This is a genomic window from Arenibacter sp. P308M17 (genome assembly GCF_003426735.1).
Taxonomy (GTDB): Bacteria; Bacteroidota; Bacteroidia; order Flavobacteriales; family Flavobacteriaceae; genus Arenibacter.
Genome location: NZ_QVON01000009.1, coordinates 1 through 23,532, shown reverse-complemented (window position 1 = coordinate 23,532; position 23,532 = coordinate 1). Strand labels below are relative to the sequence as shown.

The window sequence follows — 23,532 nt, the reverse complement described above, 5'->3', positions numbered from 1 at the left end:
TTATAAATTCCCCAAAAGGATGTCCAAATCGTCTTGACCCATACCGGATTCAGGAAAATCCGAAGGCGTATACTCCTGAATTTCCTTGTCTTTACAGTGCAAAATTATTTGATGCAGAACGGTATTAAATTCGGAAACCAATCTTTCAATGGTCGTTGCCTTGTATAAATCCCTACAGTAACTCCAGTTTGAGTACAATTGCCCATTTAGGATATATGAGTTGATCTCCAAACCATAACTTCGTTCACTTTTGGGATCCCGACTTCCTTTCCACAACAAATCAAACCCAATATCCGTAGAGTTTCCGTTAACCATTCGATTGCCAAGATAGTTGAATATCACCTGAGGTCTTTGATCAAGTTCCTCAGTATCAATTTGTTCTTGGCTAAGATATTTTAGTATTCCATAACCAATACCGTTATTCGGAACCTTTCTAAGTTGCTCTTTTACGAATTTAATCTGATTCCCCAAATCCCCATGCTTCATTACATTCAATGCAACCGGAAAATACGAGGTAAACCAACCAATAGTGCCCGATACGTCCAAATCCAAAATTTCAGCACTCCGACCGTGTTTTTCCATTCCAAGACAAATCCTATCCAAGAGGCTCCATTTATGTAGAACGGAAAGAAGTGCGGTTACCAACAATTCTTCAATCTTTGTGTTATAGACCCAATTGGCATCTTGCAGCAGTTTAAGAGTGTCCTCCGCTCCGAGCGATGCTTGATATATTTCTATTGTACTCTCTTCGTAACTATTCTTTTCACAAACAAAATCTGAGGGAAACATTTGTATATCGTTCTTCTGGGACTTCCAAAATGAAAGTTCTTCCAAAAGGTGTTGGGATTTGGAAAGTTCTTTTAGATATGCTCCCCATTGCTTAACCGATGCTGTCTTACCACTAAATAATATTGGTTTATTGTTAATTATCTGGTTGATGGCAACATTAATATCATTAAATAGAATATTCCATGAAACTACATCTATAACCAAATGGTGGGCTATTAGATACACTTGATCCCCCTGAGTTTCACCACAATTGAAATAAATGCATTTAAAAAGTTGTCCATCGGACAATTTGGTAGACTCTTGAATAGTATATAAAAATTCTTGGATTTGTTTATTCTGTTCAACGCTATCCCCAATAGCGCTTACATCCTCCAAATAAAAAACTTTTTTTCCATCCTTGGGATCTATTACGGCTTTCCAAGAATCTGTCTTTACAAACTTAAGCCGGAGTGCATCGTGATAACAAACCAATTCTTCAATTACCGATTGAATGATAGCCCTATCCGGTTTTCCCACATTCAACAAACGGACTATTTGATTCCAATAATGTGGTGCATTGTGGTGCGTACTTAAAAACCAATGTTGAATGGGGGTCAAACAAACATCTCCTTCTATACTTTGCGCTACAGCTACATTCAGTGTAGAAAAATTGGCAAAGAGCGCAAGATCTGCTATGGTTTGGTTCTCAAATATTTGATTGGGCCTCAACAATATGTTTTTGCTTCTTGCCTTGGCCACAATTTGAATACTCAATATGGAATCCCCGCCAATTTCAAAGAAATTGTCGTACACACCAATTGGTGCCCTATGCAATACTTCTTGCCAAATCTCTGCCAGCGCAATTTCCAATTCATTTCTAGGACCTTGAAAATGGGCTGACAACGCCTTGTTCCCATCTTTTTTGGGTTTAGGCAAACTATTTTTATCAATTTTTCCATTTGGTAAAAGAGGAAAATTGTCAATTGCGATTATTTTGGAAGGAACCATGTAATTGGGTAAACTTTTTGTCAATTGTTCTTTGAACTTTTCTTGATCAAGAATTCCTTTATATTCCACATATGCAATTAAATAATTGGAATTTTCAGCAGGGCCCGAACTTTCCTGTATTTCCGATTCGGCCACTATAACCAAAACCTGGTCAACCAAGGGGTCCTCTAGTATTACCTCTTCAATTTCACTTAATTCCACCCGGAATCCACGAATCTTAACCTGCTGGTCGGTCCTTCCCAAGAATAGCATCTCACCATCTTTCCTATACCTTCCCAAATCCCCGGTTTTGTATAATTTACTTCCAATAGTATCAGAAAATGGGTTATTTATATACGCCATATTCGTTAAGTCTGGTCTGTTCAGATAAGTATTGGCCAGACCAGGGCCGCCTATATAAATTTCCCCGACCGCTCCAAAAGGAACCAAATTTAGATTGGGGTCAAGAAGGTATATTTCGGCATTTGCGACTGCACTTCCTATGGGGATCATGTTCCCTAAATTTTCATTCGTTATCTTATAGGCCATGCACCAAACCGATGCTTCAGTAGGCCCATATTCATTATAGAGACCTGTATTGGGCAACTTGTTAAAGTGGTTTTGGCATAAGACATTGGAACAAGCCTCCCCGGCAACCATTACGGTAGTCAGGGATTCCAACTTGGACAAATCACTGTAATCCAACATAACTTTATAAAGGGAAGGCAACATCAGTGTGTGACTGATGTTATTGGAGTAAATAATGTCATTTATTTTGGCTACATCCTGTTCCAATCTCTTCTCGGATATTACCAGAGTACCCCCGGTACATAGTGTCCAAAAAATTCCAGCCTTGGAGCTATCAAAAGCCACTGAGGACATTAATAAAAATGCTGATGGGTTTTCCGGATAAAACAAAAGGCGTCCTTCCGTAGAATTTATGATATTGGAATGGGTAATGGGTACACCTTTAGGCTTACCAGAACTACCGGATGTATAAATAACATACGCCAAATCATTGCCGTTTACATCTGGAAAGGCAATGGGAGTGGACACCCCTGAATCAATGATATTTCTTATAAGAAGTTGTGTACCCTTATAGGATTCAAGTTTGGACAACAAATCCCCATCTGTAAGCACGAATTGAACTTTGGAATCCTCCAACATAAAAGAAATTCGGTTTAACGGGTAATCCGGGTCTATGGGCAAATAAGCACATCCAGCCTTCAAAATACCAATTAAACCGGCAATTAAAATTGTAGATCGTTCCAAACATAATCCAACAATACTGTTATTGGTATTTTTCGTAAAAGAGAGTATATGTTGGGCTATGGTATCCGATAAATCATCAAGTTCTCCATATGTCATTTGTTCCTGCCCATAAATCAGCGCTACAGCATCCTTCCTATCCAAAGCGGTTTGGCGTATAATTTCATGAATGCCTTTATAAGAATCATACGGCCCAAGGTAAGTTGCCTTTTTTGGTAAAAGAATATCCTGCTCCTTTACCGTCATCATGGGAATGGCGGCAATCTCTATCCCAGGATTGTCCGTAACCCCTATTAGCAATAACCTAAAATGTTCCTGAAATTGTTCAATGGAAGCTTTATCGAACAAATCCGTTGAATATTCAAATTCTGACAAAAGCTGTCCCTTTTCATTTGCAACGTAGAGTGTTAAATCAAATTTCGAGACCCCGGTATTATAGAAATCATATGACAGATCCAAATCTTGACCAAAAAATGGCATTGGAGGAACATCATGATAAATGAACATTGTTCGCAAGAAAGGGTTAATTCCTGCTACCCTATCAGGCTTCAGTTCTTTGACCAAGACATCAAATGCAATGTCTTTATTGCTAAAAGCCTCATAAACGGTTTGGCGAACGCGCTTTACCAATTCAATAAATGAAATAGAAGATAAAAAATCTGTTCTCAACACAATCGTTTCATCAAAAAAACCGATAACATTTTGTAGTACTTTTGAATTACGGATAGAAATGGGAGAACCAATAACTATATCATTTTGACGACTGTATCGAAACAATAAAACATAGTAAGCGGACAACAATAAAATAAAAGGAGTACATTCCACTTCTTTGGATAGTTCAAGAATTTTGCTGGACAAGGATTTTGATAAAATCTGAACATTGGAATCTCCCTTAAAGGAAGGATGCGCGGGATGAGGGTAGTCGGTCGGTAGCTCAAGCTTGGGAATATTTCCAGAAAGTTTATTTTTCCAATACTCCAATTGATTCCTATCTACACCTCTACCCTGTTCCCAATAGGCGTAATCCGCAAACTGAATTCTTGATCGAATATCCTTAATTTCATAGGTTGTAGGCGGATTTATGTAATATTTGGCAAGTTGTGCACGAAATATACCCATAGACCATTTATCCACAATAATATGGTGCATGGTAATGAATAAAATATGTGTGTTAAAATCTAACTTAATAAGGGTAGTCCGTATCAGGGGCGGTCTTTGTAGATCGAAAGGTTTCAGCGCATCGCCGGACATAATTTCCGCTAGTCGCGTATCTTTCTCTGCGGCCATAACATCGCTTATATCATAATGCACCAAATCCAGGGTAACCGTATCCCATACCTTTTGAAAAGGAATTCCTTCCCTAATATGGAAAGAACACCTAAAAACATCGTTCAGGTCAAATATGGCCTGTAGACTTTTCAGCAAATCTTCTTTTACGAGTTTGCCCCTGAACCTATAAATTTCAGAAGAATTGTAAACAGGATTTTTGGGATATAACGATTCTAGAAAAAAAAGTCTTTGTTGACCACCCGTAAGAGGAATAGTTGCCCCATTAGGCGCTTTTCCTATTGTGTCTTTGGTCAATTCCCCTTTATCCTTGTTTTTCCATCTACTTAAAATTGACATAGAACTTTTTCCTTTTAATTTATGAAATTAAGATTTATAATAGTCCTCCCTGAGTCCAAGCGCCCTAAGTATGTCTCCCCCAAATCTTCTAATCTTTTCATCCAATGCCATGTCATAATCAAAGGCCCGTTCCACGAACCAGTATAACGAAATAATGATAAGCAGTACGGATAGATAAACAAGAAAATGAGGGTAGAACTTAATTTTACGTATGAAATACAGAATTGGAAATATAAGCGCAATAATAGCGACCTGTCCTATTTCCACACCTAAATTAAAACCAAACAAGGTTAAAGTTAGAAACTCTCCTTTTATTCCCAGGTCACCAAGCACACTGGCAAATCCAAAACCGTGGAACAGACCAAATACAAAAGCAATTATCCAATCTTTGCCCTTAAATATAGGGGTGATATTATGATAGGCCGCAAGACCAATAGATAAGGCAATAATGGACTCTACAACTCGGGAAGGCAAACTAACGATTTCCAAGGAAGCCAATGTTAAAGTTATGGTATGTGCTATGGTGAAAAAAGTTATCACTTTTATGATGTAGATAAAGGCTGGTTTAAATTTCAGTACCGGTTCCCATCCCCATATATAATATTTGGATTCGGTCTTCCCGGGTTCAACCTCTACCAATTTCTTTTTACGCCGAACAACTGATGGAAGAATAAGTGCCAATAAAAAAAGGATATGGTCCAAACCTATCCATATATGCCATACCCCCTGTTTAACCATCGCCACAAACCCGTTCCAAATGGAAGAATCGGTCATGGATAAAATTTTGGTTTCGTTTCCCAAAGTAAAATCGAGAGCTATTATTGATTCATTATTGATCAAACCAGCTTTCCAGTTGTATTCGAAAGCCAACATATTAATATGATCCGGATTCTCATCAAAAAGAACCGTATAGGTGACCTCCATCTCCTCAGGAAGTTCCTGTGAATTCTCCAGATAAAAATGAAAACGCGCAAATGAAGTTTTAACTACGGACATCATGCTTATTTCATCTGTAAAAACAATTTGATATTCATCATCCCCAGATGAAAACCTCGTGTTTTTGAGCAAATAATCCTTCATCTGATTCAAATAAGGCCGAAGGTCTTCCGCTTTGGGGCTTTCGTTAAGTTGCAGTCCGAAATATTTGTTTAAATCTTTGACATCCATTTCAAACCTACCCTCTACATTTTGGTTTTCATATACCCTCAAATAGATAAAACTATGATTTGGTTGATGGGCGAATCCAATTAATGGCAATAAAAAAACGAAAACTGAAGCTATAAAAAATGTAAGATTTCTCATGATCGGTATAGTGGTTATTTAGTTCGGTACGTATTAAACAAAATACAATTATATACTCATTTAAGTATAAATATTATAATATTTTTTAATTTCTATTAAGAGATTATTGTTTATTCGACCAAATCATTGATAATTAAGTTGATATACATCAGCTAGATTTGGAGGTGAGATAATAATTAAATTAACTTTACATTAAGAAAATATTTCGTATCCAATTTAATCGAGCAAGACTTAAAACAACTATTTAGTCCATCACCTAATCAAGATTAAGGCCTAAGCAATGGGATTGGTAGATTTATACTTTCTACTCAACATTAAACCTTCCAACAAAAAATGAAAGAATCCATAATTCAATTTATCAAGAGTGAAATTTCCAATAAAAAGCTTGAAGATATCAATGGTGACGAAATGTTGTTCGATTCGGGAATAATAGATTCGTTGGGCATCATGCGACTAATTGCTTTTATAGAAAATGAAAGTCAAGAAAAAATCCCTTATCAAGATTTAACAGTGGAAAATTTTAGCACGGTTAACAGAATAGTTGCTTACTTATCCCATAAGAGCTAAAAAGATAGATCATGCATAATAAATACCTCTATAGCCAACCATTAACGCAAAGCCAGGAACTTATTTGGATGGGTCAAAAAATAAACCCCAATGTTCCATTATATAATGTTCCGTATGCGTTCGAAATAAACGGAAATATTTCAGAAGAGGTTTTTGAACTTGCTTTGCAAGCATTAATTGATCGCACCGAGATATTACGGACCATTTTTTATGAGGAAAACGGAACGGTCACCCAGAAAGTACTTGCCGAATTTTCATTCCAATTAAAAAAACTGGATTTTAGCCGGAATACGAACGGACTTTCGGTTAAAGAATGGCTTGAGAAAAGAAGTGAAATAAATTTTGATTTTTCCCAACCGTTGTTTGACACTGCAATTCTAAAAGTAGCTGAGGAAAATTATATTTGGTACTTAAACCTACATCACCTAATTACCGACGCAACTACAGCGGTACTTATTTTTAATTTAATGGCCGATCTTTATAAAGGCGTCCAGGACAAAAATGTGGCCACCATACCTTTTCCTCCGGCATATAGTAATTTTATTACGTTCGAAGCCGAAAAAAGAAAGGGCCCCGATCATAATAAGTACAACAATTATTGGAAAGAAAAAGTTAAAAGTATCGCTACGGTACCACAACTATACGGATCAAGGCAAAAAGCAAAAACTACTCGGGCAAAGAGAGTACATATAGCTCTGGGGAAACGCCGTACCCAACAACTTAAAGAATTGACCCGAAATCCAAAGGTTGGCTCATTGTCCACCGATATGGGACTTTTCACCCTATTTTCTTCCCTCATTCATATATTTCTCTATAGAATCAGTGGCCAATCTAAAATTTTGATAGGCTCTCCCATACATAATCGTCTATCAAGGGATTTTAAATTTACCCCTGGATTATTTGTAGAACTTTTTCCAATATCCTTAGAGTTGAGTGATGACGACACCTTTGCCACGGTCATAGAAAAAATGAAGTTGGAGACCAACGACTTTCTGAGAAATGCCCAAGTTAGTTCTTCTTCGGCAGAGGTGGGTAGAAGTTTCAGCGCCGTCATAAATTATATCAATACCTCTTTTTCTAGTTTTAATGGCTTTCCTACCAATGTGGAATGGATTCACCCTAAACATTGTGATCCCTTACACCAGCTGAGATGCCATATTATAGACTTCAATGCCAAAGGGGAATTGGAAATCCTATTCGATCTTAACCAAGACATTTTCGATGAGGGCCTGGCGGAATTGGTACCACATCATTTTTTAAATCTCATGGATGGCCTCTTAACAGATTTGGATCAACCTATAGGTGCACCTCCTTTGATTACCAAGTATGAAATAGAGGAATTATTAGGGGATATGAAAACGAGCGGTACAAGTCATTTTAAAGGGACTTTTTTAGAGCATTTCGAAAAAACGGTTCACAATAATCCAAAGAAAATTGCTCTAGAAAATGGTGAAGATTTGATAAGCTATCTAGACCTGAACAATAGAGCCAATCAATTGGCACATTTTCTGATAAAAAACGGTATAAAGGAGAATGAAAAAGTAGCTCTTCACCTATATAGAAGTCCAGATTACATTATTAGTGCCCTGGCCTTAATGAAAATTGGAGCAACATTCATTCCTATACCCGCAGATCAACCAGCAGGTAGAATAGAATTTGTGATCTCCAACTCTGACTGCGTTTTGGTTATAACGGAAAAAGCGCTAAGGAAAAACATTGCAGGGAATACAAAAACAATGGACTTAAGAGAGATAAGTGAAAAGATAAGTTCCGAACCTTCAACTTCCACGGGGCATAATTTAAAAAGGTCCTGTATTGCCTATTACCTATATACTTCGGGATCTACCGGTATGCCCAAAGGTGTAATGGTCTCTCACAAGGCTTTGAACAATTACCTGCAATGGGCCTCGAGTTTCTATAATATAGGTACCAATTCAGTTTTCCCTTTATTTACTTCCATAGGTTTTGACCTTACTATATCATCAACCTTTTTGCCCCTTATTAATGGAGGCAAGGTTGTAGTATACCGAGAAGGAATGTTGGGTCCCGATATCTCTTTGATTCAGGTCCTTGATGAAAATAAGGTAAATTCAATAAAGGTTACTCCTGCACATATTACATTGATGCAGGTCCGTAATCTGGTGGGTTCAAGAATCAAGACCATGATCGTGGGAGGGGAAGATCTTAAGGTGGGAATAGCAAAAAACATCTATGACCATTTGGGCGAGGACGTTACTATTTTTAATGAATATGGGCCAACAGAGGCCACTGTAGGCTGTATCGTTAGCAAATTTAATCCAGAACATCATAGAGATATTTCCGTTCCCATAGGAAAGGTTATTGCCAACATGAATGCCTATATCCTGGATAATAATAAAAATTTGGTGCCTAAAGGTGTTGTTGGCGAACTTTTCCTGAGTGGGGATAGCCTTGCTGAAGGATACGCCAATTTAAAAGAGCTTACAAAACAAAAATTCATAAATGATCCCTTCAGGCCCGGAAGTATAATGTACCGGACCGGAGATCTTGTCAGAATGAACAACCAAGATGAAATGGAATTTCTTGGTCGTAATGACGAACAAGTTAAATTAAATGGTTTCAGAATAGAGTTGGCGGACATCGAAGCCAATTTACTGGAGCATAGCAGTATTGACAATGCCTCGGTCGTTCTTATCGATGCACAAGAAAGAGTTGCGGAAAATGAAGTACTAAACTGTACGGAATGTGGCCTGCCCAGTAACTACCCCAAAACCGATTTCGACGAGAAAGGGGTTTGTCACCTTTGCAATGCGTTTAAAGGCTATAAAGAAAAAACGGATAAATACTTTAAAACGGAAGAGGAGTTGCATCAATTACTTCTTTCCCGAAAAGCATCAAATTCTACTTATGATTGTTTGTCGCTACTCAGCGGGGGGAAAGATAGCACCTATGTTCTGGCCAGACTCATCAACATGGGCCTTAAAGTATTGGCATTTACCTTGGATAATGGTTACATATCCGAGCAAGCCAAGACGAACATAGACCAAATTGTTCAGAAACTTGGCGTTGACCATGTTTATGGAAGTACGGAACATATGAATAAAATTTTTGTAGATAGCTTGGATAGGCACCAAAATGTCTGTAATGGTTGTTTCAAAACCATTTATACGCTAAGTACAAAGGTTGCGCTTGACAAGAAAATTCCATTCGTGGTAACAGGACTTTCAAGGGGCCAATTTTTCGAGACCCGATTGACCGAAGAACTTTTCTGGGACGATGATATCGATACCTCTACAATAGACCAAACCATATTAGAGGCCCGTAAATTGTACCATCAAGAGAGCGATGCTGTAAACCAACTATTGGATGTGTCCATGTTTAAGGATGAGAAGACATTTGAAAAGGTCCAATTTGTAGATTTTTATAGGTATAATGATGTTCGTCTGGAAGAAATGCTTGCATATCTTAAGGAAAAAGTGGGATGGGTACGACCAACCGATACCGGCAGATCTACCAATTGTTTGATCAACCAATTGGGCATCTATGTCCATAAGAAACAAAAGGGATATAGCAACTATTCTTTTCCCTATAGTTGGGATGTACGCTTGGGGCATAAGACCAGAACCGAAACTTTGGAGGAAATCAATGAATATATCGATGAGAATGAAGTAAAACATATTATGAAAGAAATTGGTTATGTAGAATCCAATTACAATGATAAAATGCGGCCACAGCTTGTTGGTTATTATACGGCAAAGACTAAAATCTCCCACCAAGAATTAACCCAGCATCTCTCGAAAAGACTTCCTCACTATATGTTGCCCGGTACATTTAAATATTTGGAAACACTGCCATTGACCAGCAATGGAAAAGTGGATAAGAAAGCGCTCCGCGGCCTCAACATAGTTCAACTCCAAATGGAAACCCCATTTGTAGAACCAAAAAATGAAATAGAGATACTATTGGAGAAAATTTGGAGGGAGGTTCTTCTTTTGGATAAAATTGGAATACATGATAATTTCATCGCCTTGGGAGGACATTCCTTAGCTGCAATTCGGGTTACAGCCCGTGTAAATGAAGAAGTTGAAATGACTTTTCCATTGAACAAAATCTTTGAACTGCCCACCATTTCGGAATACGCCAAATATATTGAGGAAACCTTGTTAACCCTTATGGAAGAATAATATGCAAAATGGGTTCAAAAAAGGCTTAAAGCCGTCTGTAATTAAATACGTGGCCATTTTAATGGGCATTTGTTATTTACTGAATCCATTGCGCCAACAGATCAATGTGGTTTTTCATAAAATTTCGCACGGATTGGAATTACCAAAATTTATTATCCCCCATTCTACCTTATCGGCAGATCCTTTGGTCCATGAAAATCATCAACATATTGACTATCAAGATTTTCACGAGCATGAATTTTTGGATTTGGTAAATTCCTTTTTCGAGACTTCGCCTGAAAAAAACCGATCCAATGATTCGTTCTTGGTTACAATTGAACTGGACAAACACCTTATAGGTAGTTGGGATTTAAAATTTAAAAATCGTTTTTATCATACCGAGAATAATTATAGTCGGAATAGAAAAAACACCCAAAAGGGCTTCTTCTCAAAATCGCTCAAACCTCCCCTGAATGGCATTGGCCAAGGCTCATAGGATTTCATAAACTTCCCAATATTTTGAATTTGATTTCAAAGGCTTGTAGAATGCCTATAGAGCATGGTATTTATTTTTCTTAACTACCCACTAATTTAGGGTAGTACCAACCATGGAAAACAGCGTTGGAAACAAAATTTGTAATCAAAATAATAAGCTATGAAAAATTATATACTATTTTTTATGTTCTTAATTCTATTTGAAGGTTTAAGGGCGCATGAACTAAATGGCACTATAGTCTCAGAGGATAATGTACCTCTAGATGGCGTAGGCGTTTATAATAAGACCACTGGTGGATATACCTATTCCAATGTTTCGGGATATTTTGAACTGGACGACATATCGATTGGGGACATTATCTATTTTTATAGTCTGGGTTATCAAAACCATCAAATAACAATAGCTGAGAATCAGCTGGATAGCAGCATTAATATTAAGCTTATAGAATCTGCTGTTTCTTTGGATCAGGTAATATTGGTTTCCAAAGTCAATGCCTTGAGTCAATTTGTGAATGTAGATGTTAAGGCAGACCCTGTAAAATCATCGCAAGAAATATTAAGAAAAGTACCAGGTCTCATTATTGGCCAGCATGCCGGTGGTGGCAAGGCCGAACAAATATTTTTAAGGGGATTTGATATAGATCATGGAACGGATATTAGTATACATGTGGATGGCCTTCCGGTCAATATGGTATCGCATGCCCATGGTCAGGGCTATGCGGATATGCACTTTATAATCCCTGAAACAATTGATAATATTGATTTTGGTAAAGGCGCATATTACGCCGAACAGGGCAATTTCAATACTGCCGGATATGTAGACATCAAAACAAAACAAAAAATCCAGGATAATTTATTGTCGCTTGAGACTGGCATGTTCAATACCATCCGTACCATGGGAATGTTTAAAATTAAAGAAGGTAATTATAGTAACGGGTACATCGCTTCAGAATTGGTACTTTCCGACGGGGCATTTGAATCCCCCCAAAATTTCAATCGCATCAATATGATGGGCCGCTATAACTTTAATAATAGGGAAAACCAAGTATTAAACCTCACATTGTCACATTTTCAAAGTAAATGGGATGCTTCCGGACAAATACCGCAACGCGCTGTTGATCAGGGTACCATAGGGAGATTTGGGGCAATTGATGATACGGAAGGGGGCAATACCAGTAGATCCAACTTTTTGGTCAATCATAAAAAACTGATCAACGAACATTCCAACATAACTTCAAAAGCATATATATCCAAATATGATTTTGAACTTTTTTCCAATTTCACTTTTTTTCTGGAAGATCCGGCCAATGGCGACCAAATACGCCAAAAAGAAGATAGAACCATAATAGGCTCAGAAACCAAATATGAACATTCCATACACGTTGGCGACCATGACTCGCAACTAAAATACGAAACGGGCATTGGCTTCAGGTATGATGACGTAAATGAAGTGCAGCTATCCAGAACAAAAAACAGGCAGGAATTGTTGGAGAGACTGGCATATGGAAATATAGATGAATTTAATGGTTACGGCTTCCTTAACCTAACCTACAAAAAAAACAAATGGACCATCAATCCAGGCCTGAGATTGGATTATTTTAAGTTCGATTATGAGGACCTTTTACCTGAAACCTATGATAACCAAAGTGAGAGCAAACTTTTTTTGGGACCTAAACTAAACATTATATATGCAGCGTCCCAAGGTTTGCAATTGTTCGGAAAAACAGGCATTGGTTTTCATTCCAACGATACAAGGGTGGTTACTGCAAACAATGGCAAAGAAATACTTCCTGCCGCCTATTCCGCGGACCTTGGGGCAATTATAATGCCAATGGAAAGGTTGATGTTAAATGCCTCGCTTTGGACGCTCTTTTTGGAACAGGAATTCGTATACGTTGGAGATGCAGGCATTGTTGAGCCAAGTGGAAAAACAAAACGCTTTGGTGTTGATTTTGGTCTGCGGTACCAAATGACCGATTGGCTATATTTTAACGGTGATGTTAATTACACCTATGCCAGGAGCACTGAAGAGCCCAAAGGAGCTGATTATATACCCCTTTCGCCCGATTTAACTTCTTCTGGAGGTATTTCATTTAGGGATTTAAGCAACTTTTCAGGCGGAATCAATTATAGGCTAATAAAAAATAGACCGGCCAATGAAGATAATTCAATTGTTGCCAAGGGGTATACCGTAACGGATATGAATCTCAACTACAGTATTAAAAATTGGACCTTGGGCGTAATTATAGAAAACCTATTTGATAATGAATGGAATGAAACGCAATTTGCAACGGAAAGTAGATTACAGAACGAGACCTCTTCGGTTGAAGAAATTCACTTCACACCAGGAAGTCCATTTTATCTTAGAGGTAAACTGACGGTGAATTTCTAATTCCACTTCCGTTGCATTTTTGAATGATGCCCATCGGATAATCGGTAAATTCTATAAAGATAATAGGCCTAATGTCCAGACAAGTCTGTATAAAAACTTTAACGCCAAATCCAGACAATATATCCAAAACATTGGGCCTTTTATTCTTTAACGTGGCATCGCATCCATTCAAAGTTATTCAGGACCTTCCAGTATTCCCTTTTCCTTAAACAGATTATGGATCATTCTTTTTTCCTGATGGCTAAATGAACGTGCCTCGAACCAATCGTGTATGGCAATTTTTTCATTCTCTTTCCGTGCCCTATGAAGTATTTCATCGGACACCTTATGCCAGTACACCCAGCGGTTTTTAGCAAGGGCATAACCAATCTCGTCATTGATCAGGGACCTTACGGGCCTATTTCGCAACCTCTCCCCATTCTCCAAGATCGCCAAAGTCTTGGTAAGACGCACCACTTCCGAAAAGGAATACCTGTAAAAGTCACCAAATCCGTTTTGACCTACGTTATATAATCTGTCGCCTACTTTTAAGTCTTCCATAAAAAGGGGACAAAAATAAAGGTCTATACTACTTAAATAAACTTCAGGCATTAGAACTTATAAACAATACCAAAATGAACAACCTCAACGCAGAGCGTATGAGGTATTGGAAACAAGGCCGCTGCGCTACAAGAACTAAGATATAAGACAAAAAACACCAAAACCGCGCATCCGTGTCTACCAATACAATAACGCTACACCCGAGGCAAAGCCTTGGGGAAATCTATTGATTAAAATAACATAAATTCGACATATATTTTGTTTAAAATCAGTTATTTACAATACATCTGTCGGGTCGAACGCGCGCCGTACTGAACGGTCCGTTCGGGCGGGGATCGAGACCTCATTTTAAAAGCGTTACAGTAAATAACCTCTCGACTCCGGCCTACCCGAACGCTACGGGCAGGCCTACCCGAACGTGATACATGAGGGCGTTGAAAAGTGAACATAAATTTCCTTTCAATACCACTATGGTTGTACCCCCGAAGTAACCTACATAAATCCGACCACCCATTTTTTACAATTCCTTAGTGACCATTTACCCAATTCGTTTACATTTGCCCCTATAAAATCTTTTACGATGAATTTGGAAAGGGAACTGGAAAAAAGAAGCAATCACCAATGTGAGTTATGTACCGGGACTCAAAAATTGGGGGTATTCGAGGTGCAACCTACTAGAAATAACGGTCTGGAGGGCCATCTTTTGGTTTGTGAAATTTGCAGGGAGCAAATGGAAAACCCGGAAAGTACGGACCCCAATCACTGGCGCTGTTTAAATGATAGTATGTGGAGCGAACATACCCCAGTAAAGGTGATGGCGTGGCGGATGTTGAGCCGATTAAGAAAGGAAGGGTGGACACAGGATTTACTGGATATGTTCTATCTGGAAGATGATATATTGGATTGGGCCAAGGCCACAGCCGAAGGCGCCCCAACAGAAAATCAAATAATACATCGCGACAGCAATGGGGCCGTTATCGAAGCTGGGGATAGTGTTGTCCTGATCAAGGACCTAGCGGTAAAGGGATCAAGTATGGTAGCTAAAAGAGGTACCGCCGTAAGACGTGTTTCCCTAGACCATGAAAATGCGGAATATATTGAAGGAAAAGTAGATGGGCAACAAATTGTTATCCTTACCAAATTTGTCAAGAAAATGTAGGCATCCCATTGATTCACTCCCATGAAGATGAATATGTACTAATCCATATCCTGAGAAAACTTTATAACTGCATAACCCTTACCAATTAGCAGTAAACAGTTGCAGTTGGCAGTGTATTGTTGAAAAGCCCCTAATAATCTGATAACCATAACCCAATGTCCAATAAAGATCCCTATGCCGCACTGAGATATAAGGAATTCAATATTTTTCTGTTGGTCCGTTTTGCTATGGTCTTTGCCTGGTCCATGCAATTTGTGGTTATTGAATGGGAAGTGTATTCCTTGACCAAAAATCCCCTTTCCTTAGGAATCATAGGCCTTATGGAAGTAATTCCCGCTGTATCCCTTGCTTTGTTTGCCGGTCATATTGTAGATCAGAAAGAAAAAAAAGGCCTCTTGGTGAAATGTATTTTAGGTTTCTCTATCATAAGCTTGGGCCTATTTTTGCTTACCTGGCCCCAAGTAGTTAGGGATTGGTCCAAAAATACCATTTTGTACGGCATCTATTTTTTGGTATTTCTAGGAGGTATGGTAAGGGCCTTTTTAGGACCCACCATATTTTCTTTATTTGCGTTGATAATCCCTAAAAAAGTGTATCCAAATGCCGCTACCTGGAGCAGCTCCGTTTGGCAAATGGCAGCCGTACTTGGTCCGGCCTTGGCAGGGTTTTCTATAAATTGGATCGGGGTGCATTGGTCCATGTGCCTCATCTTCGCGTTTTCGCTAATGGCACTCTTGACACTGACAAAGATTAAAAAGAAACCCATTTTAAATCCAAATATCGGGGAACCCGTATTAAATAGCCTAAAGGAAGGGGTAAAATTTGTATTTGGGACAAAGATTATTTTGGGCGCAATCACCTTGGATATGGTAGCCGTGCTCTTTGGTGGGGCAGTGGCACTGTTGCCCATTTATGCCCAGGATATCCTAAAGGTAGGTCCGGAAGGATTTGGAATTTTAAGAGCGGCCCCGGCTGTGGGCGCATTGATCATTATGTTTACTTCCGCCCATTTTCCATTAAACAAAGGCGCGGGACTAAAACTACTTGGGTCTATTTTTGGTTTTGGGCTTTGTATTATCATTTTTGGATTGTCTACCTCGTTCTGGATATCCGTTATTGCCCTCTTTTTCAGTGGCGTTACCGATGGTATTTCCATGATCATTAGACAGACTATCTTACAATTAAGGACGCCAGACCATATGCGCGGCAGGGTAGCTTCGGTAAATTCCATGTTCGTTGGGTCCTCCAATGAGTTGGGAGCCTTTGAAAGTGGTCTTACCGCTAAATTGATGGGCACCGTAACGGCAGTTGTTTTTGGGGGCTGTATGACCTTGATCACGGTAGTATTTACAGGTGCCGTCTCCCCTACTTTTAGAAAACTGGATTTAAGGAAAGATCTGGAAGATCATGAAAATGGTAATGATTAAGTAAGGGCGCGGGAAGATATTGGATACTAGATGCTAGATCCTAGATGTTAGAATTGAGAAGTTAGACAGCTGGAAACTTTCAAACTTTGAACATTTTAACTCAAACCTTGAACCTGAAACTTTGAACAAAAAATACCGTGCAGTTTCTAGGCTCCAGAATCTAGATTCTCATTTCTAAATACTAGATGCTAGATACTAGATATTAGAATTGAGATGATAAAAACCTTCAACTTTTTAACTTTTTAACTTTATAACTCCGAACATTGAACCTTTTCCCTGCCTACTGCCACTGCCTACTGATGATTATTTAATCTCAGTACTCAATAACCACATCTGAATATTCCGATTTCGACTCCGATTGTCTGATAGGCAGGCAAGTTCGCATAATCAGAAATACACCTCAAGGCCTAATAATAGTTGCTACATGATATGGGGTTATTTTTTCTCATCAGTTTACCCACCCCTCAATCCCCTCCAAGGAGGGGAGGGATTCATGAATGTTCTTTGACCTAGATGAAAACAAGACCCTAATCAACATAGGACCAATTTCATCAAGGATGTATTCAGTTAAAACCAGAACCAAGTTAATAATTGAATTTTACGAATCCAAGTAATTTATTATTAGGAACCAAGAAGCTTATAAGAAAGGCAACGGTATTAAGATTTAGGGCTTCTTCCCCATTTAACTTTCAACATTCAAACTTGTCCTTGAACCTTGAACTTTAAACATTGAACTTTCTAACCTACCATTTACTGTCCCCCTGGCGTATACGTAAATATCCACTCCGGGGTATCCTTGTCCCTGCTTTTTGAAACACACTTAAATCCGTTTTTCTCATAGAAAGACCTTAAGCCTTCCTCCTCTATGGTCAACCAATATGACTGATCGGGAAATTTTTCCTTTATTGCCGAAAGCCATTTTGAACCCAAGGATAGTCCACGATATTTGGGATCTACAAATAAAAAACCAATATAATGAAAATTGGAGCTCACGTACTTTTGCCACTCCCCCATTTCAAAATCCGTCATATTTGGAGGGGCCGTCCTAAAGACAATCCCACCTGCTATTATGTCCAAGGCATCTTTAAATACATAGATACTGGCCTTATCCTTGTAATCGTCCCAAACAGATTCAATTACGTCTTGCCAGTCTTCCGGAAGGATCTTAAAAAAATTACGTCCCTCAGGTCCTAAGTTTATCAGCTCCATATATAGATTTGTAAGTGTATTACTTTTGGCAGTGTCCTATAACAGTCCCCAGGACCATAATCGGTCAAAATCATCGGACCACCTATCCCCAATATCGGTTCTATAGTACACATTATTGATAATGATGTTACTAATCCTGTTCTGCATCATTTTTTGGGCATCTTTCATAGTGAGCCCTGTTCCGGTAACCAATAGGGCAATTCCCGTATTTCCGGTAATCAGCCATTCATCATTGATTTTTTTAAGGTGCATGGGATGTACCCCATCTTTCATATCCTTTTTGAAAACGATGACAGAATCTTTGGAGAACAGTTCAAAAGTTTTTTTATCCTCGAAGGGAAAAGGAGGCACCACCATATAGGCCCCGACCTGAAATCCTTTTCTAACATTGATCCTAAAATTCTCTCCGGAGGCCAGTTTGTAGAACATATTCCCCATTGGCTCCAAAATTCCTGCACGTTGTATGAATATCTGTGGGTAACCAAATCTGGAAGTGAACTCCAAGGGATAAATTCCATTGCCATTAACTATACAATTAATATCCAACTGGCCAATAAATCCCCCTTTTGCCAAGGAACCTTCAAACTTTTTTAAGGTGGCCTCAAAAATAGGGGAATCCTTGGTCCAGAACATACTGGATCCCATCTCCCCAGTGGACACGCCCAATTCTTTTGGAAAAAGTTTCTTGTGCTCAAAAGTAACATTAATGGGATATATAAACTCCTTCCCATTGAAATAGGCAGACACCGATACCTCTACCCCTTTTACCTTGCGCTGCAACTGAAAATTACCAAAATCGTTCCCCCAGGATTTCTCGTAGGCCTTTAAAACCCGAATCACATCCAAGCCTTCATCATCACTGCCCACAAAAAGCAATTGCTTGTATTCCTGGGTTTCCCCGGAGGGCTTTATCACATAGGCATTGGGGTTGGCCTTAACATAATCAATGGCGCCCTGAAAATTGAAAAACTCTTTGGATGGCAATATTTTTATGCCATGTTTCTTTAATTCCGCCTGGCCAAAACTACGATCCAATTCCAAAAGATCGGAATATTCCGTACCTCCTACTACCAATTTACCTTGGGCCCGCAATTCCGAGCATATTTTACCGTAACCGGTATAATCAAAAATAAGGACATCGGCCCAATCGATATAGTTTTTCCATTCTTTGGCCTTTTGCACAAAACCATAGCCTATTTCCCTTGAGGACTTATCTTCAATATACATTTTAACGGCATGGCCTTCGTTCAAAATGGCTACTGCCATATCCAATGTTTCTCCCCATCGGGATACGATCAAGAAATTTCGTTTAATTTCTATATGCTTTTTTAATTTCTCTTTTTTCAATGTATCGGGATATATTAATTTTTTATTTAACCTCACCCAGAACTGCCCAAAAAGTCAGTTCTGACCTCTCCAAAGGAGAGGTGAACCCGTTTGTACCGGCGGATTGAATATCCTTACCGACGATCGGGCAAGCCAAAGGCAGTGCCTTGGGAAAATTATTTGGATGATATTATAGAACATAAAGTAACATTATTAAATACAAAATAGAGTGAAAACCAGCTATTTCCATTTTACAGCAAACAATTTTAATAAATATTCGATAATGTTATTCGTTGTCCAATGCTCAGGACTGTATGGCATAGCAATTGTATGCCCGAATGGGAGTGCAGATTTCAATATACCAAGCTAGTGCCCAATAGTGAATAATTTTGGGACAAATATATATGAAAATTAAATAGATAATAAAATAAGGGCAAAAAATTATAATCCCCCTAGGCCAAAATCCAGATTCCCAATACTTGGAGGCTAGAAACTAGATGCTAGACATGGGCTGAACTTTGAACCTTGAACTTTAAACAAAAAATACCGTCCAGTTTCTAGATTCCAGACTCTAGATTCCCAATACTCAATACTAGATGACCCATCTATACCCCAGGCTCTAAAAATGATAATAGTTTTGCTACATTATATGGGGTTATTTTTCCCCTTACCCACCCCTCGATCCCCTCCAAGGAGGGGAGGGATTCATGAATGTTGTTTGACCTTGGTGAAAACAAGGCCCTAATCAACAAAGGCAATCTCACCTATGGTCATGTTGTTGCGAAGTTTTTTCGCATAAGGAACTAGATCTGGACCATAGGGTATAATTTTTCTCATCGGTTTACCCACCCCTCGATCCCCTCCAAGGAGGGGAGGGATTCATGAATGTTCTTTGACCTAGGTAAAAACAAGGCCCTAATCAACAAAGGCAATCTCACCTATGGTCATGTTGTTGCGAAGTTTTTTCGCATAAGGAACTAGATCTGGACTATAGGGTATAATTTTTCTCATCGGTTTACCCACCCCTCGATCCCCTCCAAGGAGGGGAGGGTATTGGATAGGGACCAAGAGGCTTATAGGAAAGACTACGGAATTGAAGATTAAGGGATTCCTATATTTGTAGGGGCAAAATCACAAGACTTCGCATGGCCAGGCAATAATGGACACTAGTGTCCTGTCTATCTTATTTTAACGCGCCAAAAAGGAGTGGATATACCCTGTTTTTCCCTATTTTCATATGTAGATATTTATTGTCTGCCCGTGCCGTTACGGACGGGTTTTTTAGCGGTCATACCTGCCCGACTACATCGTTCCCGTCCTTACCGGAACCTGGCGGACAGGCGGGTGTAATTCATATATCTTCATTTGAGTTGGCCCGCCAGAATGAATTTTTTGGGCTGGCGACCAAATTTTGGTCGTGCCCGTTTCATATACGGACTAACTATGGACTAACTATGGACTATCTATGGAGTATCTATGGACTATCTATGGACTATCTATGGAGTATCTATGGAGTATCTATGGAGTATCTATGGAGTACCCACCCCTCAATCCCCTCCAAGGAGGGGAGGCGACCCGTCCTAAAATCACAATATTTCTGACTGAGAAATCGAATATAGAAGACAACTAGATTGATCATTTTGTAAATTAGGATATAACTTCAGAACGAAACCGGAATACTAAATGGCACTTATTTTTAGTCCTTCCTAAAATCTGGTGCAGATACATAAAGTCTACACTTTTTAGTTGAGACATTTGACGAATAATTTGGTGATCCATTTAAGGAATCCCGTACAGAAATAGCTATACAGGTTATTAAATAAATCCTGATATCATTATACAACTCTTTTTCTTAATCCTAAAATGACTGTACAGTCATTTTAGGATTGTTGTAATTTTGATAGTTTTTCCATCGTTTTTTAAGTTTAGCTGTTACTGAACGGGCTTGATTGGAAGTCATGTAATCACAGCTGGCATGTGGTCTTAAATTATTGTAATTGGCAATGCACTTTGAAATGTACTTTTGTGTTCTCTCAAACCCCTCCAAGGAGGGGAGGGATTCATGAATGTTAGACACTTTAAACCTTGAACAAAAGGTGCCCTCCAGTTTCTAGGTTCCAAACTCTAGTTTCTCAATACTAACTACTCAATACTCAATGCCCAATTCAAGATATTTAATAATATCCTACCTTTGCCTGAAATTAGCATTCATGTTTTACTTTTTTCAGAAAAAGAAATTTGTTGTAGACTCCCTTGATAATTTTATAGACATCCATAATCACATTCTACCAGGAATTGATGATGGTGCCAAAACCGTGGAAGACTCCATGGAACTTATTAAAGGGTTCTCGGATATTGGGGTAAAAAAATTCATTGCCACTCCCCATATCATGCACAATTATTATCCTAATGATCGTAGCACCATCCAAGCCGCACATGGAAAAGTAAAAAACAAACTTTTAAGTGAAGGCATGAAAGACATTTCTTTGGATGTGGCGGCGGAACATATGATAGATGCCAATTTTGAACATCTGCTTGAAAAAGAAGCTATAATGCCGATTTGCAAAAATTATTTATTGATTGAGATGTCCTATTTGCAACCCTCTATTAATTTCGAGGATGCCGTACAAAAAATTGCGGAGCATAATTATTTCCCAATATTGGCACATCCAGAGCGCTATGGTTATTTGCACAATAATCTTTCAAAATATTTGAAGTATAAAAGACAGGGTATTCTATTTCAATTGAATTTGTTGTCATTAAGCGATTATTATGGTACAGATGTTCAAAAAATGGCATTTAGGTTAATAAACGAAGGATTGATCGATTTTGTAGCCTCGGATATTCACAATTTACAACAACTTACTATGTTACATAATATGAAGATTTCGGATAAATTGCTTGTGCAACTGTTACCTTTGATTGAAAAAACCAGTATTAATTTTGATTAGGACGTTTTAATTTCCCTTTTCCAAAGCTTAGCAACTGCATTTGCTTCGTTTATAGCTCCTATCCACAGAAAATTTCTCCGGGACAGGTACGGAGAATTTTAAAGAAACACATTTTCATATACAATTAGTGACCGCCCTTAGAATAATTAAGCTCCTAAACTAATCCCTATACCTATCGGGAGCCATGAAATTGCACCAGTTTGGAACGGAATGGATTATATCACGGCAATAGGCAAAAAAACAGATTTCACTACCAACTTTAAACTGCCAATGCCAACCGTGGACTGCCAAAGTTTTTGGAAACTCACGTTAACTACAATGAAATTAAAGGCCGGCATAGGCAGGCAGGGTTTTAAGCTTTAACTAGATAATATAAAAAAAGGGAATAGACATTTTTTGTATGTCCATTCCCTTTAATTAAAATGAAATTCTATTAATTTTTAACAACTAGCCTCACAGGTAATTTTTCATTATCATCCATAATCAATGTGATGTAATAAACCCCATCGGTCAAAGAATATATAGGCACTACATAGTGAACACCGACCAACGTTGGATTGGATATAACACTAATATATTTTCCAGTGGAATCGTGCAAGAATATTTCCCTTACCACTTGATTATCAGGAGCATTTATCACAGAGACATTAGCCGTATCACTTGTTGGATTTGGGGCTATTACCGCTTTCACTTTTTCCTCGGGCTCTACTTCCGTAACAGTTATCGTTATAAATTCGGTATCCGTTAAGAAGCCATCGGAAACTGTTAATTCAACCCTATATATACCTGGGTCTTCAAATACATGTACGGGGTCAGCAGTTGGATCTGTAGGTGAACCGTCTTTAAAATCCCATTCATAAGAAGTTATTCCTTCATCATCCATAGAATTACTACCGGTAAAATTAACCGTTAAAGGTACCGTCCCAGACACCACACTGGCCGTTGCAACGGCTACTGGGGCTCCATTGACAGGACCATTAGTTACGTTCCAAATAAAGGAGACCATGGCGGATTCCGCAGGAGTGCCGTCATCGGTGACCGTTACCTCTACCGTATAAGGGCTGTTGGCTTCTGCACCAGTAGCGATGGTTCCGCTGATCAGTCCCGTAGCGGTATCTATACTAAGGCCGGTGGGCAGCCCGGTGGCAGAATAGCTCAGGCCATCGTCCTCAGGGTCCGTGGCCGATACCTGTAAGGATACCGTATTACCCACAAGGTGGTTCTGTACCCCTGGATTGGTGACCACAGGTGCCTGGTTAACAGGACCATTAGTTACGTTCCAAATAAAGGAGACCATGGCGGATTCCGCAGGAGTGCCGTCATCGGTGACCGTTACCTCTACCGTATAAGGGCTGTTGGCTTCTGCACCAGT

13 protein-coding genes are annotated in these 23,532 nt (G+C 38.9%); 7 read left to right on the top strand and 6 right to left on the bottom strand.

Annotated elements, in window-relative coordinates; genetic code table 11:
* Both D0S24_RS18210 and D0S24_RS18205 read right to left on the bottom strand, forming a co-directional pair.
* Positions 1 to 4,650: a non-ribosomal peptide synthetase gene (locus D0S24_RS18210; protein ID WP_117021266.1), complete on the bottom strand. Its 4,650-nt coding sequence runs from the start codon at positions 4,648 to 4,650 to the stop codon at positions 1 to 3.
* Between the two features lie 27 nt (positions 4,651 to 4,677).
* Positions 4,678 to 5,952, bottom strand: coding sequence for a HupE/UreJ family protein (locus tag D0S24_RS18205; RefSeq protein WP_117021265.1), 1,275 nt, complete (start codon positions 5,950 to 5,952; stop codon positions 4,678 to 4,680).
* Between the two features lie 333 nt (positions 5,953 to 6,285).
* Between D0S24_RS18205 and D0S24_RS18200 the strand changes: the two genes are divergently transcribed.
* The 4 genes from D0S24_RS18200 (at position 6,286) to D0S24_RS18185 (ending at position 13,548) form a co-directional block, all read left to right on the top strand.
* Positions 6,286 to 6,519 carry an acyl carrier protein gene (locus D0S24_RS18200; RefSeq protein WP_117021264.1) on the top strand — a complete coding sequence of 78 codons (234 nt, stop codon included), beginning with the start codon at positions 6,286 to 6,288 and terminating at the stop codon, positions 6,517 to 6,519.
* An 11-nt stretch (positions 6,520 to 6,530) separates the two neighbouring features.
* Positions 6,531 to 10,682 carry a non-ribosomal peptide synthetase gene (locus D0S24_RS18195; protein ID WP_117021263.1) on the top strand — a complete coding sequence of 1,384 codons (4,152 nt, stop codon included), beginning with the start codon at positions 6,531 to 6,533 and terminating at the stop codon, positions 10,680 to 10,682.
* A gap of 61 nt (positions 10,683 to 10,743) precedes the next feature.
* On the top strand, positions 10,744 to 11,157 hold the full coding sequence (locus tag D0S24_RS18190; protein ID WP_147321478.1) for a hypothetical protein: 414 nt from the start codon (positions 10,744 to 10,746) through the stop codon (positions 11,155 to 11,157).
* A 159-nt stretch (positions 11,158 to 11,316) separates the two neighbouring features.
* Positions 11,317 to 13,548: a TonB-dependent receptor gene (locus D0S24_RS18185; RefSeq protein WP_117021261.1), complete on the top strand. Its 2,232-nt coding sequence runs from the start codon at positions 11,317 to 11,319 to the stop codon at positions 13,546 to 13,548.
* A gap of 174 nt (positions 13,549 to 13,722) precedes the next feature.
* On the opposite strand, the gene D0S24_RS18180 is transcribed toward D0S24_RS18185, so the two are convergent.
* The gene (locus D0S24_RS18180; protein WP_117021386.1) at positions 13,723 to 14,088 is read right to left on the bottom strand and encodes a pyruvate kinase; all 366 of its coding nucleotides are present in this window, start codon (positions 14,086 to 14,088) and stop codon (positions 13,723 to 13,725) included.
* Positions 14,089 to 14,668: 580 nt separating this feature from the next.
* On the opposite strand from D0S24_RS18180, the gene D0S24_RS18175 reads away from it, so the two are divergent.
* The gene (locus tag D0S24_RS18175) at positions 14,669 to 15,247 is read left to right on the top strand and encodes an alkylphosphonate utilization protein (RefSeq protein ID WP_117021260.1); all 579 of its coding nucleotides are present in this window, start codon (positions 14,669 to 14,671) and stop codon (positions 15,245 to 15,247) included.
* 155 nt (positions 15,248 to 15,402) lie between these two features.
* Positions 15,403 to 16,674 carry an MFS transporter gene (locus D0S24_RS18170; protein WP_117021259.1) on the top strand — a complete coding sequence of 424 codons (1,272 nt, stop codon included), beginning with the start codon at positions 15,403 to 15,405 and terminating at the stop codon, positions 16,672 to 16,674.
* A gap of 750 nt (positions 16,675 to 17,424) precedes the next feature.
* Here the strand turns inward: D0S24_RS18170 and D0S24_RS18165 are convergent.
* Together D0S24_RS18165 and D0S24_RS18160 are read right to left on the bottom strand one after the other, a co-directional pair.
* Positions 17,425 to 17,883: a GNAT family N-acetyltransferase gene (locus tag D0S24_RS18165; RefSeq protein WP_117021258.1), complete on the bottom strand. Its 459-nt coding sequence runs from the start codon at positions 17,881 to 17,883 to the stop codon at positions 17,425 to 17,427.
* A 36-nt stretch (positions 17,884 to 17,919) separates the two neighbouring features.
* Positions 17,920 to 19,230 (bottom strand): phosphoribosylamine--glycine ligase, encoded by a 1,311-nt coding sequence (locus tag D0S24_RS18160; protein ID WP_251795828.1) that lies wholly within the window; start codon positions 19,228 to 19,230, stop codon positions 17,920 to 17,922.
* Positions 19,231 to 21,419: 2,189 nt separating this feature from the next.
* Between D0S24_RS18160 and D0S24_RS18155 the strand changes: the two genes are divergently transcribed.
* The gene (locus D0S24_RS18155) at positions 21,420 to 22,160 is read left to right on the top strand and encodes a tyrosine-protein phosphatase (protein WP_117021257.1); all 741 of its coding nucleotides are present in this window, start codon (positions 21,420 to 21,422) and stop codon (positions 22,158 to 22,160) included.
* A gap of 433 nt (positions 22,161 to 22,593) precedes the next feature.
* On the opposite strand, the gene D0S24_RS18150 is transcribed toward D0S24_RS18155, so the two are convergent.
* Positions 22,594 to 23,532: PKD domain-containing protein (locus tag D0S24_RS18150; protein WP_117021256.1), on the bottom strand; the 939-nt coding region annotated here is incomplete at its 5' end.

What these genes read in the sequence shown, in the direction of transcription:
- D0S24_RS18190 (WP_147321478.1), top strand. Translation starts at nt 10,744, where the DNA reads ATGGGCATTTGTTATTTACTGAATCCATTGCGCCAACAGATCAATGTG.
- D0S24_RS18180 (WP_117021386.1), bottom strand. Translation starts at nt 14,088, where the DNA reads ATGGAAGACTTAAAAGTAGGCGACAGATTATATAACGTAGGTCAAAAC.
- D0S24_RS18165 (WP_117021258.1), bottom strand. Translation starts at nt 17,883, where the DNA reads ATGGAGCTGATAAACTTAGGACCTGAGGGACGTAATTTTTTTAAGATC.
- D0S24_RS18205 (WP_117021265.1), bottom strand. Translation starts at nt 5,952, where the DNA reads ATGAGAAATCTTACATTTTTTATAGCTTCAGTTTTCGTTTTTTTATTG.
- D0S24_RS18200 (WP_117021264.1), top strand. Translation starts at nt 6,286, where the DNA reads ATGAAAGAATCCATAATTCAATTTATCAAGAGTGAAATTTCCAATAAA.
- D0S24_RS18155 (WP_117021257.1), top strand. Translation starts at nt 21,420, where the DNA reads ATGTTTTACTTTTTTCAGAAAAAGAAATTTGTTGTAGACTCCCTTGAT.
- D0S24_RS18195 (WP_117021263.1), top strand. Translation starts at nt 6,531, where the DNA reads ATGCATAATAAATACCTCTATAGCCAACCATTAACGCAAAGCCAGGAA.
- D0S24_RS18185 (WP_117021261.1), top strand. Translation starts at nt 11,317, where the DNA reads ATGAAAAATTATATACTATTTTTTATGTTCTTAATTCTATTTGAAGGT.
- D0S24_RS18210 (WP_117021266.1), bottom strand. Translation starts at nt 4,650, where the DNA reads ATGTCAATTTTAAGTAGATGGAAAAACAAGGATAAAGGGGAATTGACC.
- D0S24_RS18175 (WP_117021260.1), top strand. Translation starts at nt 14,669, where the DNA reads ATGAATTTGGAAAGGGAACTGGAAAAAAGAAGCAATCACCAATGTGAG.
- D0S24_RS18170 (WP_117021259.1), top strand. Translation starts at nt 15,403, where the DNA reads ATGTCCAATAAAGATCCCTATGCCGCACTGAGATATAAGGAATTCAAT.